At 62.4% G+C, this 26294-nt stretch carries 20 protein-coding genes; 4 read left to right on the forward strand and 16 right to left on the reverse strand.

The genetic code is table 11. From position 1 onward, the window contains the following. The first annotated feature begins 282 nt into the window (after positions 1-282). Entirely contained in the window at positions 283-1389 is a 1107-nt protein-coding gene (gene gbdR, locus IB275_RS30545; RefSeq protein ID WP_192294494.1) for a choline metabolism transcriptional regulator GbdR, read from the forward strand. A 187-nt stretch (positions 1390-1576) separates the two neighbouring features. On the opposite strand, the gene IB275_RS30550 is transcribed toward gbdR, so the two are convergent. Beyond that, positions 1577-2056 carry a BRO-N domain-containing protein gene (locus IB275_RS30550; protein ID WP_225607724.1) on the reverse strand — a complete coding sequence of 160 codons (480 nt, stop codon included), beginning with the start codon at positions 2054-2056 and terminating at the stop codon, positions 1577-1579. 720 nt (positions 2057-2776) lie between these two features. Further along, entirely contained in the window at positions 2777-3175 is a 399-nt protein-coding gene (locus tag IB275_RS30555) for a VOC family protein (protein WP_192294492.1), read from the reverse strand. Between the two features lie 108 nt (positions 3176-3283). On the opposite strand from IB275_RS30555, the gene IB275_RS30560 reads away from it, so the two are divergent. Together IB275_RS30560 and IB275_RS30565 are read left to right on the forward strand one after the other, a co-directional pair. Beyond that, entirely contained in the window at positions 3284-3583 is a 300-nt protein-coding gene (locus IB275_RS30560) for a type II toxin-antitoxin system MqsR family toxin (protein ID WP_192294490.1), read from the forward strand. A gap of 2 nt (positions 3584-3585) precedes the next feature. Further along, entirely contained in the window at positions 3586-3990 is a 405-nt protein-coding gene (locus tag IB275_RS30565) for a type II TA system antitoxin MqsA family protein (RefSeq protein WP_192294487.1), read from the forward strand. A gap of 403 nt (positions 3991-4393) precedes the next feature. Here the strand turns inward: IB275_RS30565 and IB275_RS30570 are convergent, their stop codons facing one another. Continuing rightward, on the reverse strand, positions 4394-4909 hold the full coding sequence (locus tag IB275_RS30570) for a hypothetical protein (protein WP_192294485.1): 516 nt from the start codon (positions 4907-4909) through the stop codon (positions 4394-4396). A gap of 105 nt (positions 4910-5014) precedes the next feature. After that, positions 5015-5434, reverse strand: coding sequence for a hypothetical protein (locus IB275_RS30575; protein ID WP_192294483.1), 420 nt, complete (start codon positions 5432-5434; stop codon positions 5015-5017). A gap of 196 nt (positions 5435-5630) precedes the next feature. Between IB275_RS30575 and IB275_RS30580 the strand changes: the two genes are divergently transcribed. Beyond that, entirely contained in the window at positions 5631-5849 is a 219-nt protein-coding gene (locus IB275_RS30580; RefSeq protein ID WP_192294481.1) for a hypothetical protein, read from the forward strand. A gap of 44 nt (positions 5850-5893) precedes the next feature. Here IB275_RS30580 and IB275_RS30585 read toward each other — a convergent pair whose 3' ends face one another. The 12 genes from IB275_RS30585 to IB275_RS30640 all read right to left on the reverse strand — a co-directional run bounded on the left by IB275_RS30585 (position 5894) and on the right by IB275_RS30640 (position 26250). After that, positions 5894-6325, reverse strand: a complete 432-nt coding sequence (locus IB275_RS30585; protein WP_192294479.1) for a hypothetical protein — start codon at positions 6323-6325, stop codon at positions 5894-5896. 147 nt (positions 6326-6472) lie between these two features. Then, positions 6473-6778, reverse strand: coding sequence for a MafI2 family immunity protein (locus IB275_RS30590; RefSeq protein ID WP_192294477.1), 306 nt, complete (start codon positions 6776-6778; stop codon positions 6473-6475). 284 nt (positions 6779-7062) lie between these two features. Continuing rightward, the gene (locus IB275_RS30595) at positions 7063-7329 is read right to left on the reverse strand and encodes a hypothetical protein (protein WP_192294475.1); all 267 of its coding nucleotides are present in this window, start codon (positions 7327-7329) and stop codon (positions 7063-7065) included. A gap of 26 nt (positions 7330-7355) precedes the next feature. Beyond that, positions 7356-8051, reverse strand: a complete 696-nt coding sequence (locus tag IB275_RS30600; protein WP_192294473.1) for a hypothetical protein — start codon at positions 8049-8051, stop codon at positions 7356-7358. A gap of 360 nt (positions 8052-8411) precedes the next feature. Continuing rightward, the gene (locus IB275_RS30605; RefSeq protein ID WP_192294471.1) at positions 8412-8873 is read right to left on the reverse strand and encodes an SMI1/KNR4 family protein; all 462 of its coding nucleotides are present in this window, start codon (positions 8871-8873) and stop codon (positions 8412-8414) included. Beyond that, positions 8870-20146: a hemagglutinin repeat-containing protein gene (locus tag IB275_RS30610; RefSeq protein WP_192294469.1), complete on the reverse strand. Its 11277-nt coding sequence runs from the start codon at positions 20144-20146 to the stop codon at positions 8870-8872. Before IB275_RS30610 ends, IB275_RS30605 begins: the two co-directional genes overlap by 4 nt. 56 nt (positions 20147-20202) lie before the next feature. Beyond that, positions 20203-21879 carry a ShlB/FhaC/HecB family hemolysin secretion/activation protein gene (locus IB275_RS30615; RefSeq protein WP_192294695.1) on the reverse strand — a complete coding sequence of 559 codons (1677 nt, stop codon included), beginning with the start codon at positions 21877-21879 and terminating at the stop codon, positions 20203-20205. A gap of 191 nt (positions 21880-22070) precedes the next feature. After that, positions 22071-22319, reverse strand: coding sequence for a hypothetical protein (locus IB275_RS30620; RefSeq protein ID WP_081519030.1), 249 nt, complete (start codon positions 22317-22319; stop codon positions 22071-22073). A 278-nt stretch (positions 22320-22597) separates the two neighbouring features. After that, entirely contained in the window at positions 22598-23776 is a 1179-nt protein-coding gene (locus tag IB275_RS30625; RefSeq protein WP_192294467.1) for a gamma-butyrobetaine dioxygenase, read from the reverse strand. Positions 23777-23789: 13 nt separating this feature from the next. Next, positions 23790-24719, reverse strand: a complete 930-nt coding sequence (locus IB275_RS30630) for an alpha/beta hydrolase (RefSeq protein WP_192294465.1) — start codon at positions 24717-24719, stop codon at positions 23790-23792. A 6-nt stretch (positions 24720-24725) separates the two neighbouring features. Continuing rightward, the gene (locus IB275_RS30635; protein ID WP_192294463.1) at positions 24726-25202 is read right to left on the reverse strand and encodes a thioesterase family protein; all 477 of its coding nucleotides are present in this window, start codon (positions 25200-25202) and stop codon (positions 24726-24728) included. Positions 25203-25284: 82 nt separating this feature from the next. After that, positions 25285-26250 (reverse strand): L-carnitine dehydrogenase, encoded by a 966-nt coding sequence (locus IB275_RS30640; RefSeq protein WP_192294461.1) that lies wholly within the window; start codon positions 26248-26250, stop codon positions 25285-25287. Between the last annotated feature and the right edge of the window lie 44 nt (positions 26251-26294).

The following is a 26294-nucleotide window of genomic DNA, read 5'->3' on the forward strand; positions in this document are numbered from 1 at the left end:
ACCAGCGCCGTGACCGGTGAGTGCTACCAAAAACCCCAGGCCACGATCCATGCGTATTTGCGACCTTCGAGGCGTCGCAATCCAGGCCTGCAAAAACGGCATTCCCATGCCGTTTTCTTTTTTAGTTGAACACCCATTCAACCTAGGCACGGCTCTTGCCTTGTCATAGGCAGCGAGAAAAGAGGAACCGCCCGGGCCAACCCCGAGGCCGATTCCCGAACAGAACAACAAGCATAAGAAACGCCTCCCGTGAGGCGACTGTGACTAGCGTGAGGTGACTGAATGAACGCGTTCAACCCCGGAGTTCCCCCGCAAAACCGAGCTCCGCAGTCCATCGGCTTCCTGCTGCTGGACAACTTCACCCTGATCTCCCTGGCCTCGGCGGTGGAACCGCTGCGCATGGCCAACCAGCTCTCCGGACGCGAACTCTACCGCTGGCACACCCTGAGCCTCGACGGCCGCCAGGTCTGGGCCAGCGACGGCCTGCAGATCACCCCCGACGCGGCCTGCGACAGCGCCCCGCAGATGGACACGCTGATCGTGGTCGGCGGCGTCGGCATCCAGCGCAGCGTCACCCGCGAACACACCACCTTCCTCCAGGCCCAGGCGCGCATGGGGCGCAAGCTCGGTGCCGTGTGCACCGGCAGCTGGGCCCTGGCCCGCGCCGGCCTGCTCGACGGCTACGACTGCTCGGTACACTGGGAATGCCTGGCCGCCATGCAGGAAGCCTTTCCCCGCGTGGCCATGAGCACCCGCTTGTTCTCCATCGACCGCAACCGCTTCACCTCCTCCGGCGGCACCGCGCCGATGGACATGATGCTGCACCTGATCGGCCGCGAGCACGGCCGCGAACTCTCGGCGGCGATCTCCGAAATGTTCATCTACGAGCGCATCCGCAACGAGCAGGACCACCAGCGCGTGCCGCTCAAGCACATGCTCGGCACCAACCAACCCAAGCTGCAGGAAATCGTCGCGCTGATGGAAGCCAACCTCGAGGAGCCCATCGACCTCGACGAACTGGCCGTCTACGTCAACGTCTCGCGCCGCCAGCTCGAGCGCCTGTTCCAGAAGTACCTGCACTGCTCGCCGTCGCGCTACTACCTGAAACTGCGCCTGATCCGCGCGCGCCAGCTGCTCAAGCAGACCTCGATGTCGATCATCGAAGTCGCCTCGGTGTGCGGCTTCGTCTCCACCCCGCACTTCTCCAAGTGCTACCGCGAATACTTCGGCATCCCGCCGCGCGACGAGCGCCAGGGCCAGCCCATCGGCCAGCCGGTCATGGTCATGCCGATCCCGCAGGACCTCGCCCTCATGCCCAACTCCTCGGCCATCTCGGCCCTCAGCCAGGCCCAGGGCGAATCCACCTTCGCCAGCGTGCGGGTGCTCTAAGACACCCCTGAGTACCCACGGCCACCCTCTTGCGCCGAACAGCCCCCTCTCCCTCTGGGAGAGGGTTGGGGTGAGGGCCAGCCCAACTCCGGCCAACCCCGCAGGAGCGGACTCCGTCCGCGATAGCCCCACTCTCGCACCGTCGCCCACCCATCGCGGATAAATCCGCTCCTACGCCGGGCAGGCCCTACCCACGCCCATCCAGCTCCATCAACCGCGCCGCATCGGTAAACCGCACCCACAACCGCCCCTGCCAATCCAGCAAGGCAATGTGCTGCCCCTGCACCTCCCGGAACTTGTGGCGCGGCAACAGCGCGTTGTCCTGCTGCGCCGCGCGCAGCGCCGGCACTACCTCGTTGCTCAGCCACTGCCGCAGGCTGCGGTTCTCCGGGTGGTACAGGTGCAGCAACAACAGCGCATACACCCCGCTCTCGCTCACCAGCAGCTCATCCTCGGCCGCGCCGGCCAGGCGCTCCCAGCGCGACTGGTCCGGCTCCAGCTTGCGCACCAGGTCCACGCCGCGCTTGCTCGCGGTCAGCTTGGTCAGGTCGCGCAGCACGAACCACGGCTGCTGATCCAGCAGCACGCCGCGCAACTGGCGGTTGTAGCGCACGAAAGATTGGGTATTCAGGCCATGTTCGGCCGGGAAGGACATCGACGTCATCATGCAGAAGCTCCTTGCTCAAGACAGGAAGCCGCCGCCCGAAACAGCCGAAACAAGGGAGGCGGACCGTGCAAGGGTGGAAAACCAGCTCATACGAACGAAAACCGGCCGGACCGAAGTCCGCCTTACACGATCCGCCATAGACCACCAGAACCATACAGCCCACGAGTGGCTGATCGCTTCTGCTATAGCGGTGTATTCGTATGAGTACAGGTTTCCACACCTGACCACGCCGAAACGCGGTGCGAGGAACGCTACGCAGAGGGCTTGTAGGACCGCAACGCCGGCGCAGTGTAGGGAAACTCCCGCGTTGACCGGAGCAGAAACCCGCCCCAACCAGGGAATTGCCCCACCTGGTGAAAGCCGTCTCAGGAACCCACCGACAGACGCGTAGGGCGCATAACCCGGAACGGGTTATCCGCCAGGACGGCGGATAACGCCTTCGGCGTTATTCGCCCTACCCAGGCTATCGAGCCACGGAGCCGTTGTAGGAGCAACTGTCTTCTTCTGATAGTTCGTCCCTTGGATTTTCCCTCTCCCTAACCCTCTCCCTGAAGGGAGAGGGGACTGGTTCGGTGCCGGCTGAAACCACAGTGCCAGCCGGCACGGATAGCTCCCTCGCCCTTCAGGGAGAGGGCGGGGGAGAGGGCCGCCCCCGCGCAGAACTTCACAAGCGGGCCATGCCCGCGACCGCACCCATGGGGCGCTCCTGCCGATTGACACTCAGCGCCCCAGACTGAGCTGCCATGACACCCCGAAGCGGTCGCTCACCCAGCCAAAGCGCGAGCTGAAGCCATAGTCGCCCAACGGCATGTAGATGCGCCCGCCCTCGGCCAGCACCGCGAAGATGCGCTCCAGCACATCCCCCGACTCGAACTCCACGAAGATCGAACTGGACGGCGTGAAATCGAAGTCGTGCTTCACCGGGCTGTCCGAGCACATGAATGCCTGCCCGCACACCTCGAACCGCGCCACCTTGATCGTGCCCTCCGGCCCCGGCTCACCGGCGCCATAGCGCTCCACGTGCACCACGCGGGAGTCGGGGAAAGTGGCGAGATACAAATCCAGCGCCGACTGCGCGACACCGTCCTGGAACATGAGGAAAGGAGTGGCTGTGGTCATGAGGGTTCTCCTGTGAGGGAAGGGGGGCAGTCTAGGATATCGGTAGGACGATTCCGGAACGACCGCATTGCCGTGGCCGAAATTAACCTATAAGGTTAATTTCGTCAGATGGACAAACGCACGCCTCACTACAAGCTTCCGCTGATCAGGCTCGCTGTTGCCGAGCGGCGATACCGCTTCACTCGCGTGGCACTGGAAGGCGCCGTCGAACTGGGGCTGGAGTCCACTGAACAGGTCCTGGCGGTCATCACCCGCCTCACCGCGGCGGACTTCTACAAGAGCATGACCACCTACGCCGACCACAGCATCTGGCAAGACGTCTATCGCCCGTGGGTGAACGGCCGGCAGGCGTACGTAAAGCTCACCCTGCGGGGCGACTTGCTCATCGTTTCATTCAAGGAGAAGTGACCATGCTATGTCCGGTCTGCGGCCAGGCCGACCTGGTCCACGCCATCCGCGACTTGCCCTACACGTACAAGGGGCAGTTCACCACCATTGCCCAGGTCGAGGCTGAGTGGTGCGATGCCTGCGGCGAGTCCATCACCGGCCCCACCCAGAGCGAGCGTGTCATGCAGGCCATGGCGGAGCATCGCCGACAGGTGAATCAGGCTACCGGCCACCAGACGCTGATCCGCGAGGTCCGCAAGGAGCTGCTGCACCTGTCCCAGCGTGAAGCGGGAGAGCTGTTCGGTGGAGGCCCGAACGCTTTCAGCCGTTACGAACGCGGCGAAACCGAGCCTCCGGTCGCTCTGGTCAAATTGTTCGGCATCCTTAGGACGCACCCCGAGCTGGCGGAGGAAGTGCGCCAGGAATAAGCGAAGTGAAAAAGGGGACAGATTTATTTTCACTACTCTAGTCCTGACCCGCAGGGCTGCTTTAGAGTAGAAAAATAAATCTGTCCCCTTTTCGCCCAGCTCAAAGGATTTTATCTGATCAGAAATTTCTCCCTCCAGAAAAACACCGCACGCCAATCTCGCCCGCCCCTCGCTCAATACTCGCGAAAGAACTTCCAAAAAACCTTCCTTGCGCTCTGTAAACGTAGCACCTTCTAACATACTGCAAACGCTCAGCCATAAAGCATCAATCGAAAGTCCATAGCTCCACTCAAGCACACTTTTATATTCATCATCAGTTATCGATACCGTCACTTAAATTTCACCTCAATTTTGAAAAAATAAATTCGTCATCTTTCTCCAAGCAGATACAGAGACAAGAAAATCATCGAAATCTCGCACCATAAACATCCAATTGAAATTCTTTAATTTGCTTTTCATCAAGCTCTCTAAACTCCTCCTCCAATCCAGACCCAACAAGTAGGCCAACCTTTTTGCTGTAGGCCGCGTATATTGATCCAGAGCTTTCCTCAGGAATAAAGACATCTAATTCTGGACTGGACATCTCTGTTCCACACCAAGAAACAAGTGCGCCACCATCTACAAACCATCTAAGCGATTTCTCAACACATGAAATCCAACCAACCTTATCCGGCCACACATTAATCTTAACTTCAATAGACATATTACTCACATCCTCCCCATCCCACTCCCTAGGCTTTATATCAACCCCACCATCCCAAACCGCTTTAAATTCTGAAAGGTTATCTGCAATTGAACTCGCGCACCCTCGCCGCCAGTAGCCATAAAAAATCAGCCCACTGACCTCATCTTGATAAACCTTCCCGCTGGATGGATCTGCAATGGACCAGTATATTCCGAGACTACTCTTTGTATTCATAACCCAAAATTCTTCATCTGTTGAGGGGACGGTGTAATAGCAGTCACAATATCCCCAGCAGCTATTTTTCCACGAGCCTCTTTTGCCACAATCCTTTACAACATTTTACCCTTCTTTGGCTGGCTCATCTTTGCCTAGAATGTGAAGCTCAAACCCCTCAGCTCTCACACTTACTTTAACCGCACTTGGAAAACCGTGAAGACTGCCTTCAAATGAGTACATGTTAATTTCCTTCATTGAGTTCCCTGAATAATTAAATCTAACTGGCTGCCCCCATACTACTTGGCCATCCTTCCCTGTATGCATGGAAATATCAAAAGTAAAATCTTTGACGCCACGAAAGACAAGCAAGCAATGCCCCACAAAACCACTATCATTTCTTCTAGAGAATTCTTCTCTCAAGCAATCATCAACGTCCAGCCAGTGGTTAACATATATTTTCGCGTCTACCCCATCAAAAACATGCGCTCCATACTGACAATTGTATGTTTCAATTAAATTCCAACAATTTTTGACAACTTTCAAGATCAATCACTCCTTAATCAAGACAATCGTCCGCATTGTATCGAGAGGTATACTAGAACCATCCACGCGTTGAAAGTTTAGTTCCTGATATTCTGGTAAAAGGAAAAAAAGAAAAAGGGGACAGATTTATTTTCGGCGCTCTAATCCTGACTCTGCATCTAGCTTTAGAGTAGAAAAATAAATCTGTCCCCTTTCCATGCTGTTCCTGAATACCCACGCGCCCGCCGAGGCCTTGTATGACGCGGCGGAAGATCGGCTCGGCGCCGTCATCGACCTGCTCGCAGTGTTGGCAAGGGTCGATCAGGACAATGCACCCATCCGGAATGTGTTCCAGATCAGCCGCGCGCTGTTGTTGCTGGTGTCCGATGCGCAGTCGTTGTATCAGGCCGATCATGAGCAAAAACGAAAACGGTGATAGAGCAAAGAAAAAACCCAGCTATTGAGCTGGGTTTTTATGAGCTAAGAGGGCTTACTAAGATGATCCCGCCAAGGATTAATCAAACCATCCAGAAGAGTTCTATCTATTACTCCATCCTCAACACTTCCGACATAAGTAGAGCCTAACTGAAGCTCAAAAGAAAGATTTTCCCGACTGGATAGTTCTTTCACATAGAGGACAAGCTGTTCAACTTCCTCTAAATTTCTAGAATCTACCTCACGCGGAAGATTATTAGGCGGCAAAGCTGAGTAAACTTCTAGCAAACCACCAACCATCTCTTGACCGCTTTCATCCACCTCATTAATAAATGAAGGCGGCGAGATACTCCACACTCTTGACAAAGCGAGTTTTGAAATTAAATCCAGAATACTTTCTTTAACCTTCTGATCTATATCCTGAGCCAAATAGAAGAAGAAATTCTGCTTAGGAAAGTCCTGAAATTCACTATGCATTATTCAACTCCTGATTTTGGTGGATATGCAGGCAACGCTGAGCCAGGGGAAAAAGGGGACAGATTTATTTTCTGTACTCTAACCCTGATTCACCAGGCAGTTATAGAGTAGAAAAATAAATCTGTCCCCTTTTCGGCCCCAGCTTAGCTATTCCCTTCTTCGGTAAACCACTCTCCCCGACTCAGCGAGCACAGGCAAACTCTGATTACCAATAATAATTTCATACCGGCATTTCAAGTTAGAATCTTGATATGCCGTGTATTGGGAAACGACATCTTCGATCTCACCCACATCATCTTCGAGATCTTTTTCCAGATAAAAACTCAGGATCCATCCAACATCATCACAGGACAAAGAAACCATTCTGAAGTTTGATGAAATCGCACCAACCAAAGCTTGAACAAGCATCAGCACTTGAAAGTTCCACTCATTCAAGCTAAATCCAGTGCTCATTTCTGACTCCAGTTAGGGTTCGCCGGCACGATGTTAGAAGAAAAAAGGGACAGATTTACTTTCTGTACTACAATCCCGACTCACCAGACAGTTTTAGAGTAGAAAAATAAATCTGTCCCCTTTCCATAGAAACTTGAAATTGTTTTGTTAAAGAGCTCGCAGCCTCGCGACCAATATGCGCGTCCTTTTCACTAGGAACGAATCGTGATGCTGTTCGAACGTTACCAGTTGACCCGGCCTCGGCTTGGGTATCTATACCTATACTGTGCAAAAGCGTGTACATCTCAGCGGCACCGATAAGGACTTTCGCCTTTCAACTCTTCACCAGTTTTGTTATCTCTGATAACAACAACCGCTACAGAAGGAATTCCGCACAACGCACTTCGGACAGTATATATACCCGAGCCTTCGGCAATATTCTTCCTGTCTCCCATCACCACGTCACCATTTTCGGTGTAGGCCGTTAGCTGATAATAACCAGACAGCGTCATACAGCCTGCCAGAAGAGCCAAACCAACACCTAGCAACCACAACCTATTTGCAGAAATCATCCATTCAACCTCAGCACAATATTTATCTATAAATTTCCGCCCAGATCCGGCAAGGGGAAATCGTACCCGCAGTAATGTAGGCGAGTTCTGAAGAAACGCCTGTCGGGATAATCATCTCCTGACATTCTATTTTCATCGAACCGATTTTTCTGATCTTCACATATCTTCTGCCTATTCCTCTGAACCGACTCGATCTCGACGCTACTCATATGGTTCACGACCAAACTATCGAAGAATGGCTGAATAAATTCCTTTCCCATATCAATTCCGTCCGAGCCTTGCTCTTGTCTTTGCGAAACTTCGACGTGAAAGGGAATCGACAACCCACTCTTTTTTTCCCAGCACCAATATTCGATCTTCTCGACCCATCCGCCGACATTCGATTTATGTGGGAGATAGCTATATCTATCGCAATCATTATCCCCAACCAGAACTCTCTCGATCTTGTCAGGACGACCAAGTTCGGGTGAGTGAACCCCTCTAGCCAAAATATATTTAGAAAAAGTTTCCCTCCCTACAAGAGTGTCAAGTCGACGGGCATTACTTACAAATGACATAGAATACCGAGCAGTATGCGATTCAAAATTCCCGCTTTGAAAAACCCCTGCTGTTCCAATATAAACAGCATCCGCCTCTTTATCATAATCAAACCCACCCGAAGTCACCCCACAGGGAGCTCGTTGAAATATTTGTGGAATATCAAACGAGAAGCGCTGCATCATGGTGACTCTACTTTTACCCACCTCGCACAACATCAGAGAGCGATCCGTCTCGGTCTCATAGACGAGCCGCCCTGGGCTAGAACATCCAGCCAATAGGACGCTCTCCAAGAAAAAAAGCATCCACAATATGAACTTCATGGGCTGACTACCTTTCGGCCAACACCTTTATCGTCAATTAACGTAGGCGTAATATACTTCCTACTCTCTTTGAATTGAATGTTCAAGTTAGAGAGCGAAAAAGGGGACAGATTTATTTTCTGTACTCTAATCCCGACTCGCCAGACAGTTTTAGATTAGAAAAATAAATCTGCCCCCTTTTCGTTTGGACACTTGGACGGGACAGACAACAGGATAAAAACATCAAATATGAGCTAATATCCTCTTGCAGAGAAACTCATAGAAGTTACCTGCATAGTTTAGAAACTCACCGGAAGGAATTCTGACTTTTATCGAATACTCCCCTCCCTCATAGGAGTTCAAATCAAAAAAGAACACCTCTCCCAAATCCGTCTCACTTATAACTAACCTTGAATTATCCACTGTATTGTTTTTCAGCCCCACCAAGTGCTGAAAAACAATATCCCCACCATTTACTGTATCGAAATCCATTCCGTAAAGGCTATAGATTTCTTCACCGCCAACTTCCCCACCAGCATATCTCTTTAAAAACCATTTATACGAATCGGCAAAGACCGCGCCCAGCACCCGCTCTGCCTTCTCCACCCAATCATCACCCACCGAGCTACTTTCATCACCGAAACTAACTATTCCTCGATGCAAATCCACCAACTCTTCAACTTCACGAAAGCCGATTTTACTCATTGGACACCACCATAGCCAGCAGCTCTCTGCTCCCAATATTGAGCTTTCCATTTATCGAATGCAGCACGATCGATCCCGGAAGGGATAGTATTAGGATTAATATGAATAACAGAGCTATTTTGTTGATGGAAAGTTTGCGTCATTTCAGCAATAGGTCCAGTCTGAGTTTGTGTAGTATGGTGTAAATTTACTGACTTTCCGTCTACGCCTATTGGCGCTCGACCACTAGCCATACGTTCAATATTTGTTCCGCTTACAACCTTCCCGCCATCACGCCAGCTACTCATAAGACTCGGATCAAACAAATCATCTCGTTGATAAACCTTATTGCCATTGAACTGAACGGGCTCCTTCGACCAGAAGCTTCTCTGCTGGCTGAAGACCGAGCTTGCGTCAGTTGCCGCTGCCCCTGCAGCGGAAGCTGTCATCCCTTGCTTGACAGCCAAACCACCTATGACCGCGCTCATTCCCCCACGGCCACCGGCACCAGCAGCAGATTGCGCTATCGCCTCGGAGAAGTCATTTAGAAATGCGTCAGTACTGTCTCCGCCTTGAATTATGAGTTCTCGGCCAAGCGCAAAGCGAGCTTCTTCATTACCTTGGATATCTCCCCACATTAAGAGAGCGTTGGCCGCTTTTTCCTTCCTGACTTCCCGGTTGTAGTCCCACGCAGCTTGTGATTCGTCAGCCAGTTGTTGCTTGATCGCTGCACAACGAGTCGGATCGCTAGTGCATAGGGAAGAAATTTCCTGATCTCGCTCCCGAGAAAGATCGCGATATTCATCTCGAATCTGCTTACGCTCTTCTTCTGTCTCAGCAGCAGCTAAGCGGCGCTCACGCTCCTTCATTTCACCGAGATAAAGGTAGTTATTCTCAACCGCCGTCTTACCCGCCCCGGCCGCCGCCACAACCCCAGCGCTATCCCCTGTCGCCAGTCCACCCGCCATCCCCGCTGCGAGGGTGGAGAGGGCCGAGACGATCTGCCGTTCACTCTCCGTCAGGTCTTCGGGTTTCTTGTTGGGGTATACCGTGGTTGCAATCAGCTCACCCGTCGCAGCACCCGCTGCACCGGCCACGCCGGAGTTGCCTTGGGCGTTCGCCACAATGGCGCCAAGCACCGCCTGGGCCATGATGCGGGCAGTGTCGTTGTTGCCGGTTTGCTGCTTGATCAGCGTTGCCACATAGGGCGCTGAGGCTCCCGCCACGGCCCCGCCGATATCACCACCGGCCAGGTATTGCAGTGCTGCCGTGACGGCCTGGGCGGCCTTCTGGTAGTTGCTGCCCGTGCCGTACTCACGCATCACATCCTGGTAGGCCTTGGTATTGGCCAAGGCATCGTTGTAGTCCTGGATCTCTTTGGCAGTTGCATTAGCGCCCGGACGCGGTGTGCCCTTCTCGTCCAGTTCTTCCTGCCCTGCCTTGGTCGCCTTGATCTCCCCATTGGTGCGGATGATGTCCATCGACTGGCTGCCGATCTGCGCGATCAGCTGTACTTCCTGCAGGCGGCGCTGTTCCTTCTCCTTGTCGAAGATGGGGCTGATGCTGCCGTTGGCGTGCTCGACGTCGCGGCTCAGGCTGGCGACGTCCTGCTGCTGGGCTTCGCCATTGCGGATATCGACGGTGCCGGCGGAGATGGCCGAGCGAGTGGTGCCGCTGTCGCTATCGCTATGGGTGTAGGCGGTGACCATGCCGTTGGGCATGTTGCCGAAGAAGGCGCTGCCTTCGTTGCCGCCAGTGCTCGCGCTGATGCCCTGTTGCTGGGTCTTGTAGTCGGCCTCATTGCGGATGTCGCGCCAGCCGAGGGTGTCGGTGCTCAGGCGGTTCTTGTCGGCGTTGGCGGTGCTGGAGATGACGGCGCCGTCGAGTTGGGTGTGCTTGCCCACTTCGATGTCGTAGCCGCCCTTGCCGGCATAGAGCCCGGTCTGCTCCTGCACACTGTCGTAGTTGGAGTGCATCTTGCTCTTGTCGACCGAGACGTAAGCACTGCCGGTCATGGTGCCGAGCGTGAAGCTGGCGCCGCCGCTGACGTTCTTCTGCTCGGACTTGTACTCGTCGGTGTCCTGCAGGCTGCGCAGGGTTAGGTCACGGCCGACCTTGGCAGTGATCTGCTCGCCATTGACCTGGGCGCCGATGAGGCTGGTGTCGCGGCCACTGATCAAGGTGACCTGGCGGCCAGCGTCGACGGTGGTTTCGGTCCAGGTGGTGCCGTTGCCGTGTTCGAAGCCGGTGCCCTTGTTGCCGTTGGCGAAGATGCTGATACCCGCGCCCCCGGACCCGACACCAATGCTCGCTCCGATATTGCCGCCGCTGCTGCTGTTTTTGCCGTCGAGTTTCTGGGTGTTGGAGGCGGCTTCGAGAATGAGGTCGCGGTTGGCGGCCAGCATGACGTCCTGGCCGGCCTTGAGCTGGCTGCCCTGGATGCGGATATCTCCGTCTTCACCGACCTTGCCCGCGCCAGTAGCGAGGATACTGAGGTTGTTGCCGGCGGTCAGGGTGCTGCCCTGGCCGATGCTCTGCTCCTGGGTAGTTTTCGATTTGGACTGCTGTGTTCCCAGAGAGAGTGCGATGCCGACAAATTGCCCGGTTGTGTCACCGCTCATGCCGCCGCCCTGCTGGGAGGCCTGCCAGGCCTGGTAGCCAGTCAGGCCAGCCTGGATGCCCTTGAGCGCGGCGAGACGGCTGTCGTCTTCATGGCGTGCTTCCTTGGACGACTGGTAGGCGGTATTGACCGCGCTGCCGACACTGCCGGACAGGGCCAGGGTCAGGCCGCTTTTCTTCTGCTCGCGGGTTTCCTCGCTGCGGTTGCGGTTCTGCGCCTCGAGGATGCTGACGTTCTGCCCGATGAGGTTGATGTCCTTGCCGGCGACGAGGTCGGAGCCACGGATGGTGAGGTCCTTGCCGGCCTGGATGTCGACATTGCCGAGCACGCTGCCGATGGTGCTGCCACGGGTCTGTTCGGTGTGATCGTCCTGGGTGGTTTTCAGGCTGCTGGAACCGAGGGTCAAACCGATCCCGCCGCTGCTCATGAGGCCGGATTTCTTCTTGGACTCGGCGTGGCTGGTCTCGAAGCTTTCGGTAGCGCCATCGATGAGCACGTTGCGCCCGGCCAGCAGGCTGGTGCCGTTGGTGGAGGCGACGTCGCTACCTTGCACGGCGATGTCCTGGCCGGCGCGGATGGCGATCTTGTCGGCACTGACCAGGGAGCCGGCCTGGGTGGTGCTACTGCTGCTGTCGACGCGGGTCTTGGTGGTGCTGGAGAGCCCGGAGCTGCTGGTCTTGGTCTTGCGGTAGTAGCTGTAGTCGCTGTCCTGCTCGGAGACCAGGCTGACATCGCGCCCGGCGTAGAGGTAGGCCTCGCCGGAGGCACTGACGCTGCTGGCCTTGAGCGCCAGGTCCTGCCCGGCGGCAATGCTGACGTCGCCGCCAGCGGTCAGCTCGGTGCCCTGCTGTTCGACGTGGTCCTTCTGGCTACTGATCTTGCGCGTGTTGCTATAGCTGTGGCTCTCATCCGCCGCCGAGGCGAGGGTGACGTCGCGGCCGGCGCTCAGGGCGGCGTCGCGAGCGGCGTCGAGGCGGCTGGCGACGGCGTTGAGGTCGCGCCCGGCGCTGATGTCGAGGTCGCGCCCGGCGCTGGCTTCGGCGCCCAGCTGGGTGGTGGTTTCGCTGTAGTAGCGGCGGCCGTTGAGCTGGCCATTGGTGACTTCCACCGAGGCGATGTTGACGTCGCGGTCGGCGCCGATGAACAGGTCGCCACGGCTCTGCAGCACGCCACCGAGGTTGCTGACGTCACGGCCGGCACTGATGTCGAGGCTGTTGGCGGCCTCGATGCGGGCGGCGCTGTCGGCGAAGCTGGTGGTCCAGGTGCGGTTGGCGCTCTGCGCGCTGTCGATGCGGGTGACGCTGCGTTCGTTGATCACATCGCCGGTCAGTGCGGTGAGGCTGACGTCGCGCCCGGCGATGATGCCGCCGGCGGCGTTGCGGATGCTGTCGTCGGCGAGTAGGTCGAGGCGGTTGCCGGCCTGGATCAGCCCGCTGTTGCTCAGGTTGCTGGCACTGGCGCTGAGGTTGTTGCTGGCGCGCAGGGTGCCGGCGTTGTTGAGTTCGCCGCCGCTGATGAGGCTGACGTCCTGGCCCTGGATCAGCGCGCCGGTGGGGCCGAGGCGGTTTTCCGCCTGGGCGAGGTAGAGCACCGGGACGAGGACCTTCTCGCCGTTCACTTCGGCTTCTTCGAGCCAGACGATGTCGTGGGTCAGGGCCGCGACCTGTTCGGCGGAGAGGCCGACGCCGACGGAGAGCTGCAGGCTGTCCTTGTAGGCGATGGCGTTGTCCATCAGGTAGCGGAACAGGGCTTCGTCGCTGGCCATGCCGTCGATGAAGCGCTGGCCGGTGCGCGCGGCCACCGCCTGCTGGATCAGGCGCTGTTCGTAGAGGCCGTCGCCGAGGCGCTTCTGGGATTTGTCCGGGTCGTAGCCGAGCTGGCCGAGCAGGTAGTCGGAGCTGAGGAAGCTCTTCAGGCTGGTCAGTTCGGGGTTGGTCTCGATCAGGTATTTGTGGCTGTTGCTCGGGGTTGCGCTGCTGGGCAGGCCCTGCACGCGGGGGATGTCGAAGCCGTTGCCGGAGGTGGCATTGGCGGTGGACGCGCCGCCACCCAGGGCGACGTTGTCGGCCTTGCCGACAGCGCCGCCCAGCGCCTGTTCGCGCTGGCCGGTGCCGAGGCTCTGGCCGTTGAAGGTGAGGTCACCGCCGCCCTGCACGCTACCGGCCGCGCCGCCGCTGCCCTGCTCGCCGCTCAGGCGGAACAGGCCGTTGCTGCCGGTGGGCAGGCTGAAGCCCGGCAGGGTGATGGGGTTGACCTGTTGCTGGGCGAGGTCGGGCGGCAGTTGCGAGTTGATCGGCACCACGGTGGCGACCGGGCTGGCGCCGATGGCGGTGTCGCCGGTCTTCTGACCCGGATTGACGAAGGTGTAGTTGTTGCGGATGACGCTGTTGTTGATCTCGCTGCTGGCGGTGATGCTGACGTTGCCGGCGGCCTGGATGATGCCGGCGTAGCTCTGGTCGCCGCTGTTGAGCTGGGTGGTCGAGCCGTACTGCGGGTATTCCTTTTCGGTACGGGCGATGAAGTGGCTCAAGGCGGTAGCCATGGCGGCCGGGTCGTTGACGTAGTTGGGGCTGTCGACCCAGTACTGGTCGGTGAAGGCCTTGGCTTCGTTGCTGCGGCTGGCGTGGTCGCGGGTACGTTCGGAGCGCAGCACGCGCAGCGTTTCGGTCTCGCCGGTGACGACACCTTCGTTGCTCAGGCTGGCGACATTGGCGTAGAGGTTCTGCCCGGCGCTGATGACGCTGCTGGCGTTGTTGATCGAGTCGCCCAGCAGGTTCAAGTTGCCGCCGGCGCTGATGGAGGACGCGGCGCTGGCCTGGAGCACTTCGAGCTTGTCGCGCTCGGTGACTTCCCAGACCTGGTTTTCCTTGCCGCCGCTGCAGTCGGCGTTGCCGTCGTTGAAGTACTTGTAGCAGCTGACTTCGATGATCTGCGCGGTGTACTTGCCGGCGTTGTTGACCACCAGCACCACACGCTGGTTGTTCAGCGCGCCGACGTTCAGGCGCATGTCGCCCTGGCTTTCGAGGGTGGCGGAGAGGTTGTCCAGGCTGGCGGCGCGGCCGCCGTTGTCGTCGGCGGCGAAATCGAGGCCGCCGAGGCTGTAGACGTTGGCGTAGCGGTTGGTGAAGTTCTGCGCGCGCAGCTGCATATTGCCGCCGCTGAAGATCAGCGCGCCGTTTGGCTCGCCGTCGTTGCGCAGGTTCCAGGCGCTGAGGCGCACGTCGCCGGCGCCGCCGAGGGTGCCGTAGTTGTTGAGGGTGCCGGCGCTGGCGGTGAGGTTGCCGCCGGTGGTGATGCGGCCACGGTTGTTCAGGGTGTTGGCGTTCAGGGTGACGCCCTGGCCGCCGGCAAGGCTGCCGGTCAGGTCGATCACGTCGGCGCCGAGGTTGAAGCTGCCGACGCTGGTGGTGCGCCCCGCACCGCTGTAGGTGCCGCCCAGCTGGATGTCGAGGCTGCCATCGCTGGCGATCAGGCCGACGTTGGCCCAGTTGCCGCCGCGGCCGATGAGGCTCTGCGCGGCCAGCAGCTGGCCGTACTGCCCCTGGTCGAGCTGGCCGATGTCCAGGTCCAGGTTGCGCGCCTGGATGATGGCGTTGTTGGTCCAGCTGGCGGCCTGGTAGGTGAGGCTGCCGTTGGAGGTGAAGTTGCCACCGGCCTGGCCGGCCTGGGCGAGGTCGACGCCAAAGGTGCCGGTGCCGACGTGCAGCACGTTGCCGCCGCCGTTCTGCAGGGCGCCGGTCTGCAGGATCAGGTCCTGGGTGGCGCCTTCGATGCGGCCGAGGTTGTTGTTGAGCAGGCCGCCGCTGACGATCTTCATCTGGCTGGGGCTGGCTGCGCGCAGCAGGCTGACGGGCGTCTGGCCGAGTGCGCGAATGGCGCCGACCACGTTGTTGATGCTGGCCGCGCCGAGGGTCAGGTTGCCGCTGCTTTCGATCAGGCCGAACTGGTTGTTCAGTGCGCCGTTCAGGCTGGCGTCGATGTGGCCGGCGCCGATCTTGCCGCCTTGGCCAAGTGCTGCGCCGTCGTTGAGCAGCTGGTTGCCGCGCAGGTAGAGCAGGCTGCCGGCGTAGAGGCCGCCACCCTGGTTGTTCAGGTCGGTGGTGCTGATGCGGTTGTCGCCGCTGACCGCCGAGAGGTGGCCGGCGCGGTTGTCGATGCCGCCCGTGGCGGTGATATCGAGACCCTTCGCCTGGGTGGTGCCGGCGTTGTTGCTGAACTGGCCGGTGACAAGCTTGAGGTTGCCGTTGGCGGCGTTGATGACGCCGCCGCCGCTGTTGTCGAGGCTGGCGCTGCCCAGGTCGAGCTGGCCGGTCTGGCTGATGATGCGGCCGTTCTGGTTGCCGAGGGCGCCGGTGGCCCTGAGGGTGGTATCACCCTGGCCCTGCAGGGTGCCGCCGCCGTTGGCGATGCTGGCGGCGCTGACGTTGAGCTGGCCGGCCTTGCTGAAGACCAGGCCGTCCTGGCCGTTGAGCAGTTCGGCGGTGAGTTGCAGGGTCAGGTCGTCCTGCGCGGCCACGGTGCCACTGACGCTGTTGTCGAAGCGCCCGGCGAGGACCTTGAGCAGCCCCTGGCTGGCGAGCTGGCCGCCACGGTTTTCCAGGCTGCCGACGCTCAGGTTGAGCGGGCCGCCGCTGGCGATTTTCGAGCCGGCGCCGTTGTTCAGCAGGGCGCCGAGCAGGCCCAGGCGCAGCGCGCCCTGGCTGACCAGGCTGCCACCGCTGTTGTTCAGGCTGCTGGCGTCGTAGTCGACACGGGCGGCGCTGATCTGCCCGGCGCGGTTATCCACAGCCTTGGCACTACCGGTCAGGCTGCCCTGGGCGCTGAGCAGGCCGCCGTTGCTGTTGTCCACATCGCCGCCCACGGTCAGGCCGAGCCCGCCCTGGGTGGAGACGATGCCGCCGGCGTTGTTCAGGCTGCCGGCGCCAAGGCCGAGGTTGCCCTTGCTGACCAGCGCGCCGGCGCCGTGGTTGTCGAGCGCGCCGCTGACCGTCAGGGTCAGCGCGCCATCGCGGCTGGAGAGCGTGCCGCTGCTGCTGTTGTCCAGGCTGGCGGCGTTGACCACCAGGCCTTGCCAGCCGGAGAGCAGGCCCTGGCTTACGTTGCGCAGGGCGCCGGCGTTCAGTTCGAGCTGGCCGGCGCTGATGATCCGGCCGCTGTCGCCGTTGTCGAGCTGGCCGCTGGCCGTGAGCGCGAAGCCCTGGCTGGCGGAGATTTCCCCGCCACGGTTGTCGAGGTTGCGCAGGCCGTTGATCTGCAGGGCGCCGGTGGCGCTGAGCAGGCCGCCACGGTTGTCGAAGTCGCCGCGCAGGGCGCCGTTGCCCAGGTCGAGGGTGACCTTGCCTTCGCCGATCAGCGCGGCCTGGCGCTGGATGAGCTGGGCGACGATCAGGTGCAGGTCGCCCTTGGCGGAGATTTCCCCGCCGCCGGTGGATTCGAGCTTGCCGCCGCGCAGGGTCAGCGCGCCCTGGCTGGTGATCAGGCCACCGGGTTTGCCGGTGGCGCTGGCGCCGTTGAGGACGTTGCCGGCGCCGAGGTCGAGGCCCTGCGCACCGCTGATTACGCCATCGCGGTTGTCGAGGTCGGCGGTGTTGGCGTCGAGACGGCCCTGGGCGAGCAGGCGGCCGTCGCGGTTGTCGGTGGTGCCGGTGGCCAGCAGCAGGTCGCCGGTGGCGGACAGCAGGCCACCCTGGTTGTTCAGGCTGGCGCTGCCAACATCGAGCTTGCCGCTGGCGACCAGTGCGCCCTCGCCGTGGTTGTCCAGCGCGCCCTGGCTGCGAACGAGCATGTCACTGCGGCTGGCGAGGGTGCCGCCCTGGCTGTTGTCGAGGCTGGCGGCGTTGACGCTGAGGCCGTTGCTGCCGGAGAGCACCCCGGCGTTGCTGTTGTTCAGTGCGCCGCTGGTGAGGGTCAGGCGGTCGCCGGAGAGAATCTTGCCGCCCTGGTTGAGCAAGGCCCCGGTGGTGAGGGCAAAGCCGCGGTCGCTGGAGATTTCGCCGCCCCGGTTGTCGAGGCTGGCGACGTTGCGCAGCGCCAACTGGCCGGGGCTGCCGAGCAGGCCGCCGGCGTTGTTCAGGGCGCCGCCCTGGAGGTCGAGGTCGACGCCGCCCTGGCCGATCAGCTGGCCGCCGCCGTGCTGGTCGAGGCCAGCGATGCGGCCGTCGATGACGCCGCGCGCGGAGAGGCTGCCGCCCTGGCTGTTGTCCAGCTGGGCGGTGGCGAGGTGGATGGCGGCGTCGGTGACGATGCGGCCCTGCTGGCTGTTGTCGAGCTTTGCGCCTTGCAGGCGGATATCGCCGGCGGCGCTGAGGATGCCGCCGGCGTTGTTCAAGTCGGCGCCGGCGAGGTCGATGCTGCCGTCGCTGAGCAGCTTGCCGCCGCGGTTGTCGAGCGCACCGGCGAGATGGGAGAACAGCAGGCCGGCACTGGAGACCGCGCCCCCACGGTTGTCCAGGCTGCCGGCGTTGAGGGTCAGGCTGCCCTGGCTGAGCAGGGCGCCATTACCACTGTTGTCGAGCGCGCCGGCCAGTTGCAGCCAGAGGCTGTTCTGGCTGTTCACCCGGCCGCCCTGGCTGTTGTCCAGGCTCTGCCCGGTGATGCTCAGGCCGTCGCGGCCGGCCAGGGTGCCGGCGCGGTTGGCGATGCGCTGCACCTGCAGGTCGAGGCCGGCGTCGCCGATGACCTTGCCGGCGCCGTTGTCCAGGCTGGCAGCCTGCACAGCGACCTTGGCGCGGCTGGAGATTTCGCCGCCCTGGTTGAGCAGGTCGGTGCCTTTGACGCTGACGCCGTTGTTGGCGGCGATGAGGCCGCCGTTGCGGTTGTCGAGCTGCCCGGCGTCGAGGTTCAGCGCGCCCTGGGCGAGCAGTTCGCCGCCCTGCTGGCTGAAGCTGTCGGCCTTGGCCTGCAGGTCGCCCTTGGCACTCACGCTGCCCTGGGCGTTGTTCACCTGGCTGGCCGTCAGGCGCAGTGCCGCGCCGCTGTCGAGGGCGCCGCCCTGGCTGTTGTCCAGCTGGCCGACGTCGAGCTTCAGGTCGCCCAGGCTGCTGATCACGCCCAGCGCGCTGTTGTTCAGGCTGGCCACGGAAAGGGTCACGCCGGCATCGCCGACCACCAGCCCGCCACGGTTGTCGAGGTTGCCGGCCTGCACGCCGAGCGCGCCCTTGGCCGAGAGCAGGCCATCGGCCTGGTTGTCGAGCTTGTGCTGGACGCGGGCCTGCAGGGTGCCGTTGCTGACCAGAGTGCCCTTGCCGCTGTTGTCGAGGCTGTCGAGGGTGAAGTCCAGCGACTGCTCGGCGGAGAACAGGCCGAGGCGGTTGTCCAGCGCGCCGCCGCTGACTTGCAGGCGGTTGGCGACGGCCTGGCCGTTGCGGTTGTCCAGGCGCGCGGCGTTCAGCGTCAGTTGATCGCTGGCGAGCAGGCGGCCCTGGCGGTTGTCCAGGCTGGCAGCGCTGACGCGGGTGGTGGCGCCCTTGAGCGCGCCGCCCTGGTTGTCCAGGGTGCCGCTGGCGTTGGCGTCCAGGTTGCGGCTGGCGACCACGCTGCCGCTGTTGCGCAGGGTCTGCGCGGTGATCGCCACGTCGCCCTGGGCGTTGCGGCTGTTGTCCGGGTTGACGCCGGCTTCGACGACGCCGCTGTTGCTGACCTGTGCGGCGGTGAGCGCGACACGCTGGCCAGCCGCGAGGCTCTGGCTGTTGCTCAACTGGCCGCTGGCGTTCAGCTCGGCGACGCCGCCGGCATAGGCCGGGCCGGTGACGGCAATGTCGCTGGCCTTGGCGCGCAGGTTGCCGGCGGCGCTGGTGCGGGCCAGGGTCAGCTGGCCGTTGGCGTCGATCTGAATGTCGCCGCCGCTGGCGGCCATGTTGCCAGCGAGTTTTACGCCCACGCCCTGCTCGGTACCTACCAGGCGGATGGCGCCGGCGTACATGCCGCCCAGCGCGGAGCTGTCGATGGCCAGTTGCGGCTTGGCGCTGCCGTCGTCGGCCTTGGCGGTGGCGGCGAGAGTCTCGGCGTCCACCTGGTTGCGGCCGGTCACCACGGCGAGTTGCTGTGCGTAGAGGTCGGCGTTGAGCTTGGCGCTGCGGGTGATCAGCTCGAACTGGTCGAGGTTGCTGGCATTCAGGCCGGCGCCTTCGACGCTGATCTCGCCGCCGTCGACGTCGTAGCCACGCAGGCGCTCGCCATCCATCAGCGGCTTGCCGGTGGTCAGGGTGGCGCGCGGGGTATTGATGAAACCGCAACCGTTGCAGGTGATGCCATGGGGGTTGGCGACGATGACGTGGGCGGCCTGGCCGGCCACTTCGGTATAACCGCGCAGTTGCGAGGGGTTGGCCCCGGTGACTTCGTTGAGGATCTTGTTGGCCGCGCCGCCCTTGAGGTTCGGGTTGCCGACGATGATCCCGCCCAGCTGGGTGGACTGGGTCTTGCCGGTGGCGTTGTTGAGGATCAGGCCGTTCTGCCCGACGTTGTAGTCGCTAAACTTGTTGTGGGAGAGGCCCGCGCCGTTGGGCGTGGCGATGTTCACCACGGGCACGCCATTGCCCGCCGCGCCCAGGTGCGTATTGCCACCGGCTGCCGCGTCCACCGCCAGCTCGGCCGCTGCCGCGACGATGGGGTTGAGGATCAGGATGCCGGCAAGCACGCTGGCAATGGCCTGGTACAACGGGTGGCGTACGTCCATGTGGGAATCTCCCAAGTGCCGGCAGATGCCAGCTACTAGCTAAAGAGCGAATCGGTTCAGAAGAAGAGGTCGACGCGGAAATACACCGGGTGCTCGCGTCGCTCGATGATGTCCGGGCGCTCCAGGGAGCGCGCCAGGGTCACGGAGGCGGCGGCGTACTGCCCGCGCGCGCTGAACTCCACGCCATGGCCGCTCATGCGTCCGGAGAGGCCCGGGTTGTATTGGCCGTGCTCGATGGCGCCGAAATCGTAGGCGTAGGCCACGCCGTACTCCTGCACCCAGGGCAGCAGCGGCTCCCAGGTCACGGCGCGGCGCCAGCGCAGCTGGTTGCGCCAGTAGTAGCCGGAGTCCCCGGAGAGGGTCTGGTCCTTGAAGCCGCGGATCGAGCTGAGGCCGCCCAGGCTGATGCGCTGCGGGCTGTAGAGCACGTCTTCGCTGTGCTGGCCGGTAGCGAGGCTTTCGAAGCTGAAGGCTTGCTCCCACAGCGTGAACGGCTGCAGGTAGCTCAGGGTCAGGCTGTATTTGTTGTAGCGGGCGGTGGGGCTGCCGTGCGGGGCGTCGTGGTCGTCATCCTGCGCGCCGAAAGCACCGATGCCGCGCTGCCAGCCGATGTCGGCGTTGACGAAGGCGCTGCCGATGCGCCGGCCATGGTTGAAGCCCAGGTTGAATTCGCTGAGGTGGGTGCTGGAGACGTCGAGCAGGGTGTCGTCGATGTAGTTGCGCGTGCGCTGGTGGCTGAGGCCGAAGTTCACCCCGGTCTTGCTCACGTCGTCGCGGTGCAGCACGCGCTCGGCGCCCAGCTGGTGGGTCTCGTTGTCGCCGTCGTACTTGAAGGCGAAGCCGGCGTCTTCGTTGCGGGTGCGGTAGTAGTTGCGGCTGTAGCTGTAGTTGAAGGTCCACCAGCCGTAGGGAACGCTATACCACAGGCTCTGGTTGTCGGAGTGCTTCCAGTGGTCGCTGACCACGTCCTCGCCGTAGCGCAGGCCGAACTGGTCGGCCAGGCCCAGCGGGCTGTCCCAGTCGAGGCCGACGCCGGCCTGCTGTTCGCCGGAGGTCGCGTCGCCGTTGTTGTCGCGGCTGGCGGAGACGCGCCAGGGTTTGCTGCGCTCGCCCTTGAGCTGCACTCGGCTGCCGCCCACTTCCTTGCCCGGCACCAGTTCCATCTGTGCCTGGCGCGAGGGCAGGCGGTTGATCTGGTCGACCAGCTGTTCCAGGTCACGCAGGTTCAGAACTTCGCCGGTTGTGCCGGGGAAGGTCATGGCCAGCTCGCGTTCGCTGGCCAGCTCGGACTGGTCGAAGCCCTCGAGGCGGCCCTCGACGACGATGATCTTCAGCTCGCCACTGGAGAGGTCCTGCTGCGGCAGGTAGGCGCGGGTAGTGACGAAGCCGCGCGAGAGGTAATGGTCGGTGATGCCCTTGAGCAGCTCGTTGAGCTGGTTTACGCCCAGGCATTGACCCTGGTACGGCGCCAGCAGCGCTTCGCGCGAACGCGCGTCGAGGTGCTCGGCGCCTTCGAGGCTGATGCTGCGGACAGTGAAGCAACGGGTGTCCGGCGCGGTGGTCGGCGGCGCCTCGGTCGGCGCCTTGCCGGGGAGCTGCTGGAGCTCTTCCAGGCGCTGGCGCTGTTCGCGCAGCAATTGTTCCTGGCGCTGGCGCTGAAGGTCGTTGTCGCCCGGCGAGGGGAGTGGCGCGGCAAAGCTTGCCGAGGCACAGCAGAATGCCAGGACGGGCATCCAGCCACGGTAGAGAGCATGCATCCTTACGATCCCTGTCGTCTGGCCGTGCGGCCAGTTCATCCAAAAAGACGAATTGGATCATATTTGATACATGATGCCCTTAGGCCATTACCCCGACGAACTGTACGCCATTTCCCAATTTCTGGGAGATGCGGCGCACAAACGACGCTTGCCTGTGCGCCTGATTGTCACACTTTGGGTACCAGCGCCGGCAGCAATTGCCGGGAGATCGCCTCGCGCACGGCGGGCAGCAGGGTCGCATTCCCGGCGAGCATTTCCTCCACCAGGCGGCGCAGCGCCAGCGAGCGCTCCGGGGTCAGGCCGCGCACGGCGTATTCGCAGGCCTGCTCGGCGGTGATACCCGGCGGCACGGCGAAACCCAGCGCTTGCAGGCGTTCGCGGAAATCGTCCTGGTCGATCAGGTCGGCGTGCATCATCGCGGGTCTCCTTGGGAGCGGCAGGGGTCTGCATCGATTCTGGTAAGCCCGGCGGGGCGCGGCAAGCATCTGTCCGACGGAATGTCCGCGGCGGGCAAGCGCAGGTCGTTTTCGACTAACCGAGGCGGCGGCGCGACGCGCAGACTGGCTTCCATACCCTGCGGCCGGCACCGGCGCCAGCTGCGGGGCCTCGCACACTGAGAGCCCGAACCGGCTCGATTTGTCCCCTGCCGCGCGTCGGGCGCCGCAGGGGATTTTTTTGTCCGGCTTGCGCCGCTTCACTGCTCGCGCTGCAACACCAGGATGCGTGACAGCAGTTCGTCGCGGTCGATGTAGCAGCCCTGCAGGTGGCGTTCGCCGCTGGCCGGGTCGAAGGCGGTGCGGGCGTGCAGGGTGCGGCGGTTATCGAAGCACCACATCTGCCCGGCGCGCAGCTTCTGTTGCAGGCGGAAGCGCGGGTCACGGGTGAGCGTGAGGAAGGCGCGCCAGGCGTGGTACAGCGCATCCATGCGCTCGGCCGGGGCGTCGAAGGGGCCGCGCAGGAAGTTGGCGATGCGGATTTCGCTGATCTCGCCCCGCGCGTCCAGGGCAATCACCGGCGCCAGGCAGCGGTAGTCGCTGCGACGGTCCTTGTTGCGGAACTCGATGGGCATCTCGCAGAGCGTGCGGAAGTCTTCCGGCGCTTCGTCGCGCAGCGCCTGGGCGATGGCGAAGCCGTCGACGAACACGCTGTCGCCGCCGTCGGCGTTGTTCACCAGGCAATGCAGGAATTGCAGCCCCGGTTGTAACTCGCGGGTCGGCAAATCGGTGTGCAGCGGCAGGTTGAAGGCGGTGTAGGCGTTGCTGTCGGCGGCCGCGGCCTTGGACTTCACGTCGAACAGCACGCCGAAATTGGTCTCGCGAATGAAGGCGATGCGTTGGGCGATGCGATGCAAGGAGCCGGGCGCAGTGGGCACGCCATCCACGCGGCTGAGGCCGAGGTCGCGCAGGGCGAGCATCCATTCCAGCAGTGCCGAGTCGTCATCCATCAACTGGTCGTGCTGGAACACCGGCGCCTCGAAGTCGCGGCGCCAGACGCGGGTGGTCTGGTGTGCGGCGAGGCGTTCGGCGCGGGACTCGTCATCATAGGCGTGGGCGCGCAGCCAGCCCGGGTCGTACTGACTACGGTGACCATCGCTCCAGTGCACACACAGATAGCCCAGTTCGATGGCGGCCCGCTCGGGCGCAAGATCGGCGGGCACGTCGATGATCTCCAGCACCTGCTCACGGGTGATCGCGTAGACGCACTCGCCGCACGGACAGTTGTCGCGCAGCCACTGGTGATGGAAGGGACTGACGCGGCCGTCGTCCCATACCAGGTCGAGGCGGTTGGCCTGCGGGCGCAGCGAGGTCAGCGCGGCGGTCTGTGGATAAGTACGCCAGTCGGCGATGGTGGGACGTTCCAGCGTCGTTTCCATGCTCTTCTCCTTGTCAGCTCAGGCTGCGGCGCAGGGCCGCGATCAGGGCGCCGCGCAGGGCATCCACTTCCGCCACGCGCCGGGCGCGCAGGCAGCCGTGGACGAGCCCGGCACCGGGGAAGTAATCCACCGCCACGCCGGCCTCACGCAGGCGGTCGCGGTACAGCGCGCCGTCGTCGCGCAACGGGTCGAACTGGGCGACGGCGATGAAGGCCGGCGGCAGGCCGCCGAGGTCTTCGGCGAGCAGCGGCAGCGCCAGCGGGTCGCGCCGATCGGCAGGGCGCGAGAGGTAGGCGGCGAGGTATTCGTCCACCGCCGCACTGGTCATCAGCGGTGCGTCGGCGCAGGTGGTGCGCGAGGGTGTGTCGAGGTTGCCCAGCGCGGGGTAGATCAGCGCCTGGGCCAGCGGCAGCGCTTCACCACTGCCGCGCAGGGCCAGGCACAGCGCGGCGGCGAGGTTGGCGCCGCCGCTGTCGCCGGCGACCGCGATACGGGTTTTATCCACAGGCTCGTCGAGGCCGTCCAGGTGAATCCGCCGCCAGGTGTCGAGGCAGTCGTTGAGGGCCGCGGGATAAGGGTGCTCGGGCGCCAGCCGGTAGCTGATGGCGACCACCAGCGCACCCAGTGCGGCAGCCAGGGGAATGCAGATCATGTCGTGGGTGCGGGCGTTGCCCAGTACCCAGCCGCCGCCGTGGATGTAGAAAATTGTCGGCCAGCCATTCGCCGGCGGCGCGCCTTCGGGCCGGTAGAGGCGCAGCTCCACCAGGCCGTCAGGCTGTACGTCGCGGACCAGCAGGCCCGGCGGAACCGGCGGCGCGAAGGCGGCGGCCATGCGCTCGTAGTTTTCCCGCTGGGCGGCGAGCGTGGGGCCTTCCAGTGGGTGAGCCTCCGTCTCTGTGACGAAGGCCTGCATGGCATCGGACAGCGGATAACGCCGGCTCATGCCCGCTCAGCCCGGCAGGCCGATGACGCGGCCCACGTAATCCGGGCGCGGCAGCGAGCGATGAGCCTCGGCCAGCGCCAGCACGCGCTCGAGCACCACGCCTTCGAAGGGTGCCGAGCGCGCGCCGCCTTCGAGGTTCACGTGCAGCAGCATCTGCTCGCTGGCGGCCAGGGCGAGGTCTTCGTTGGCGCGGTGCAGGCTGTGGAAAACCTGCAGGCGCTTGCGGTCGTGGGCGATCAGTTGGGTGCGCACTTCGACCTTCTCACCCTCCTTCACCTCGTGCAGGTAGTTGAGGTGCACCTCGAGGGTGAACAGTGAATCGTTGGTCGCCGCGCGGTGCTCGGCGTCGAGGCCGAGGTGGTCCATCAGGGCGTCGGTGGCGTAGCTGAACAGCAGCAGGTAGAAGGCATCGCGCAGGTGGCCGTTGTAGTCGGTCCACTCGGCGAGGATGGGGGTTTCGTAGGTTTTCAGGGCGTGGGTCATGTTCGCGTCCGAAGAGCCCCTCTCCCCGGCCCTCTCCCTGAAGGGAGAGGGGGTGGTTTGGAGCGAATGATGAACCGTGAGGTTAGTCGGCGAAGGCGAAGCCGTGCCTGGACTTGGTCTCCTTGATCGCCCCGAGCACCGCCAGCAGGCAGTCGTCACGGTAGCGCTCCAGCTCGGCGATGCTGCGGCTGCCCTGCTGCTCGGCGGTGCCTTCCACCACGCGGTCGATCAGGGTGTCGGTCAGTTCCGGGGCGGGCAGGTAGGTCCAGGGCAGCTGCAGCGCCGGGCCGAACTGGGCCATGAAGTGGCGCATCCCGGCATTGCCGCCGGCCAGGGTGTAGGTGAGGAAGGTGCCCATGAAGGACCAGCGCAGGCCGGCGCCGAAACGGATCGCATCGTCGATCTCGCCGGTGCTGGCGACGCCGTCGTTGACCAGGTGCAGCGCCTCGCGCCAGAGCGCTTCGAGCAGGCGGTCTGCGATGAAGCCGGGGACTTCCTTGCGCACGTGCAGCGGGCGCATACCGAGGGATTCGTAGACCTGGATGGCGGCCTGGACGGCTTCCGGCGCGGTCTTCGCGCCGCCCACCACTTCGACCAGAGGCAGCAGGTAGACCGGGTTGAACGGGTGGCCGACCACGCAGCGCTCGGGGTGCGTGGCGTCGGCGTAGAACTCGCTGGGCAGCAGGCCCGAGGTGCTGGAGCCGATCAGGGCGTCGGGCTTGGCGGCGGCACTGATCTTCGCGTGCAGCTCGCATTTCAGGTCGAGGCGTTCGGGGGCGCTCTCCTGGATGAAGTCGGCATCGCGCACGCACTCCTCGATGGTGGCGACGAAGCGCAGGCGATCCGGCGAGGCGCCGGGGGCGAGGCCGGCCTTTTCCAGCGCCGGCCAGGCGTTGGCGACACGCGCGCGCAGCGCGGCTTCGGCACCGGGCGCCGGATCCCAGGCAATGACGTCGAGGCCGTGGGCCAGGGCGCGGGCGACCCAGCCGCTGCCGATGACGCCGCTGCCGAGGGCGGCGAAGGTCTTGATTTGGGTGATGAAGGACATGGATGGCTCCGGAAAGGTGGCGGGGCGTCGGGTTCTTCGTAGGG

The organism is Pseudomonas sp. PDM21 (assembly GCF_014852505.2).
GTDB lineage: Bacteria > Pseudomonadota > Gammaproteobacteria > Pseudomonadales > Pseudomonadaceae > Pseudomonas.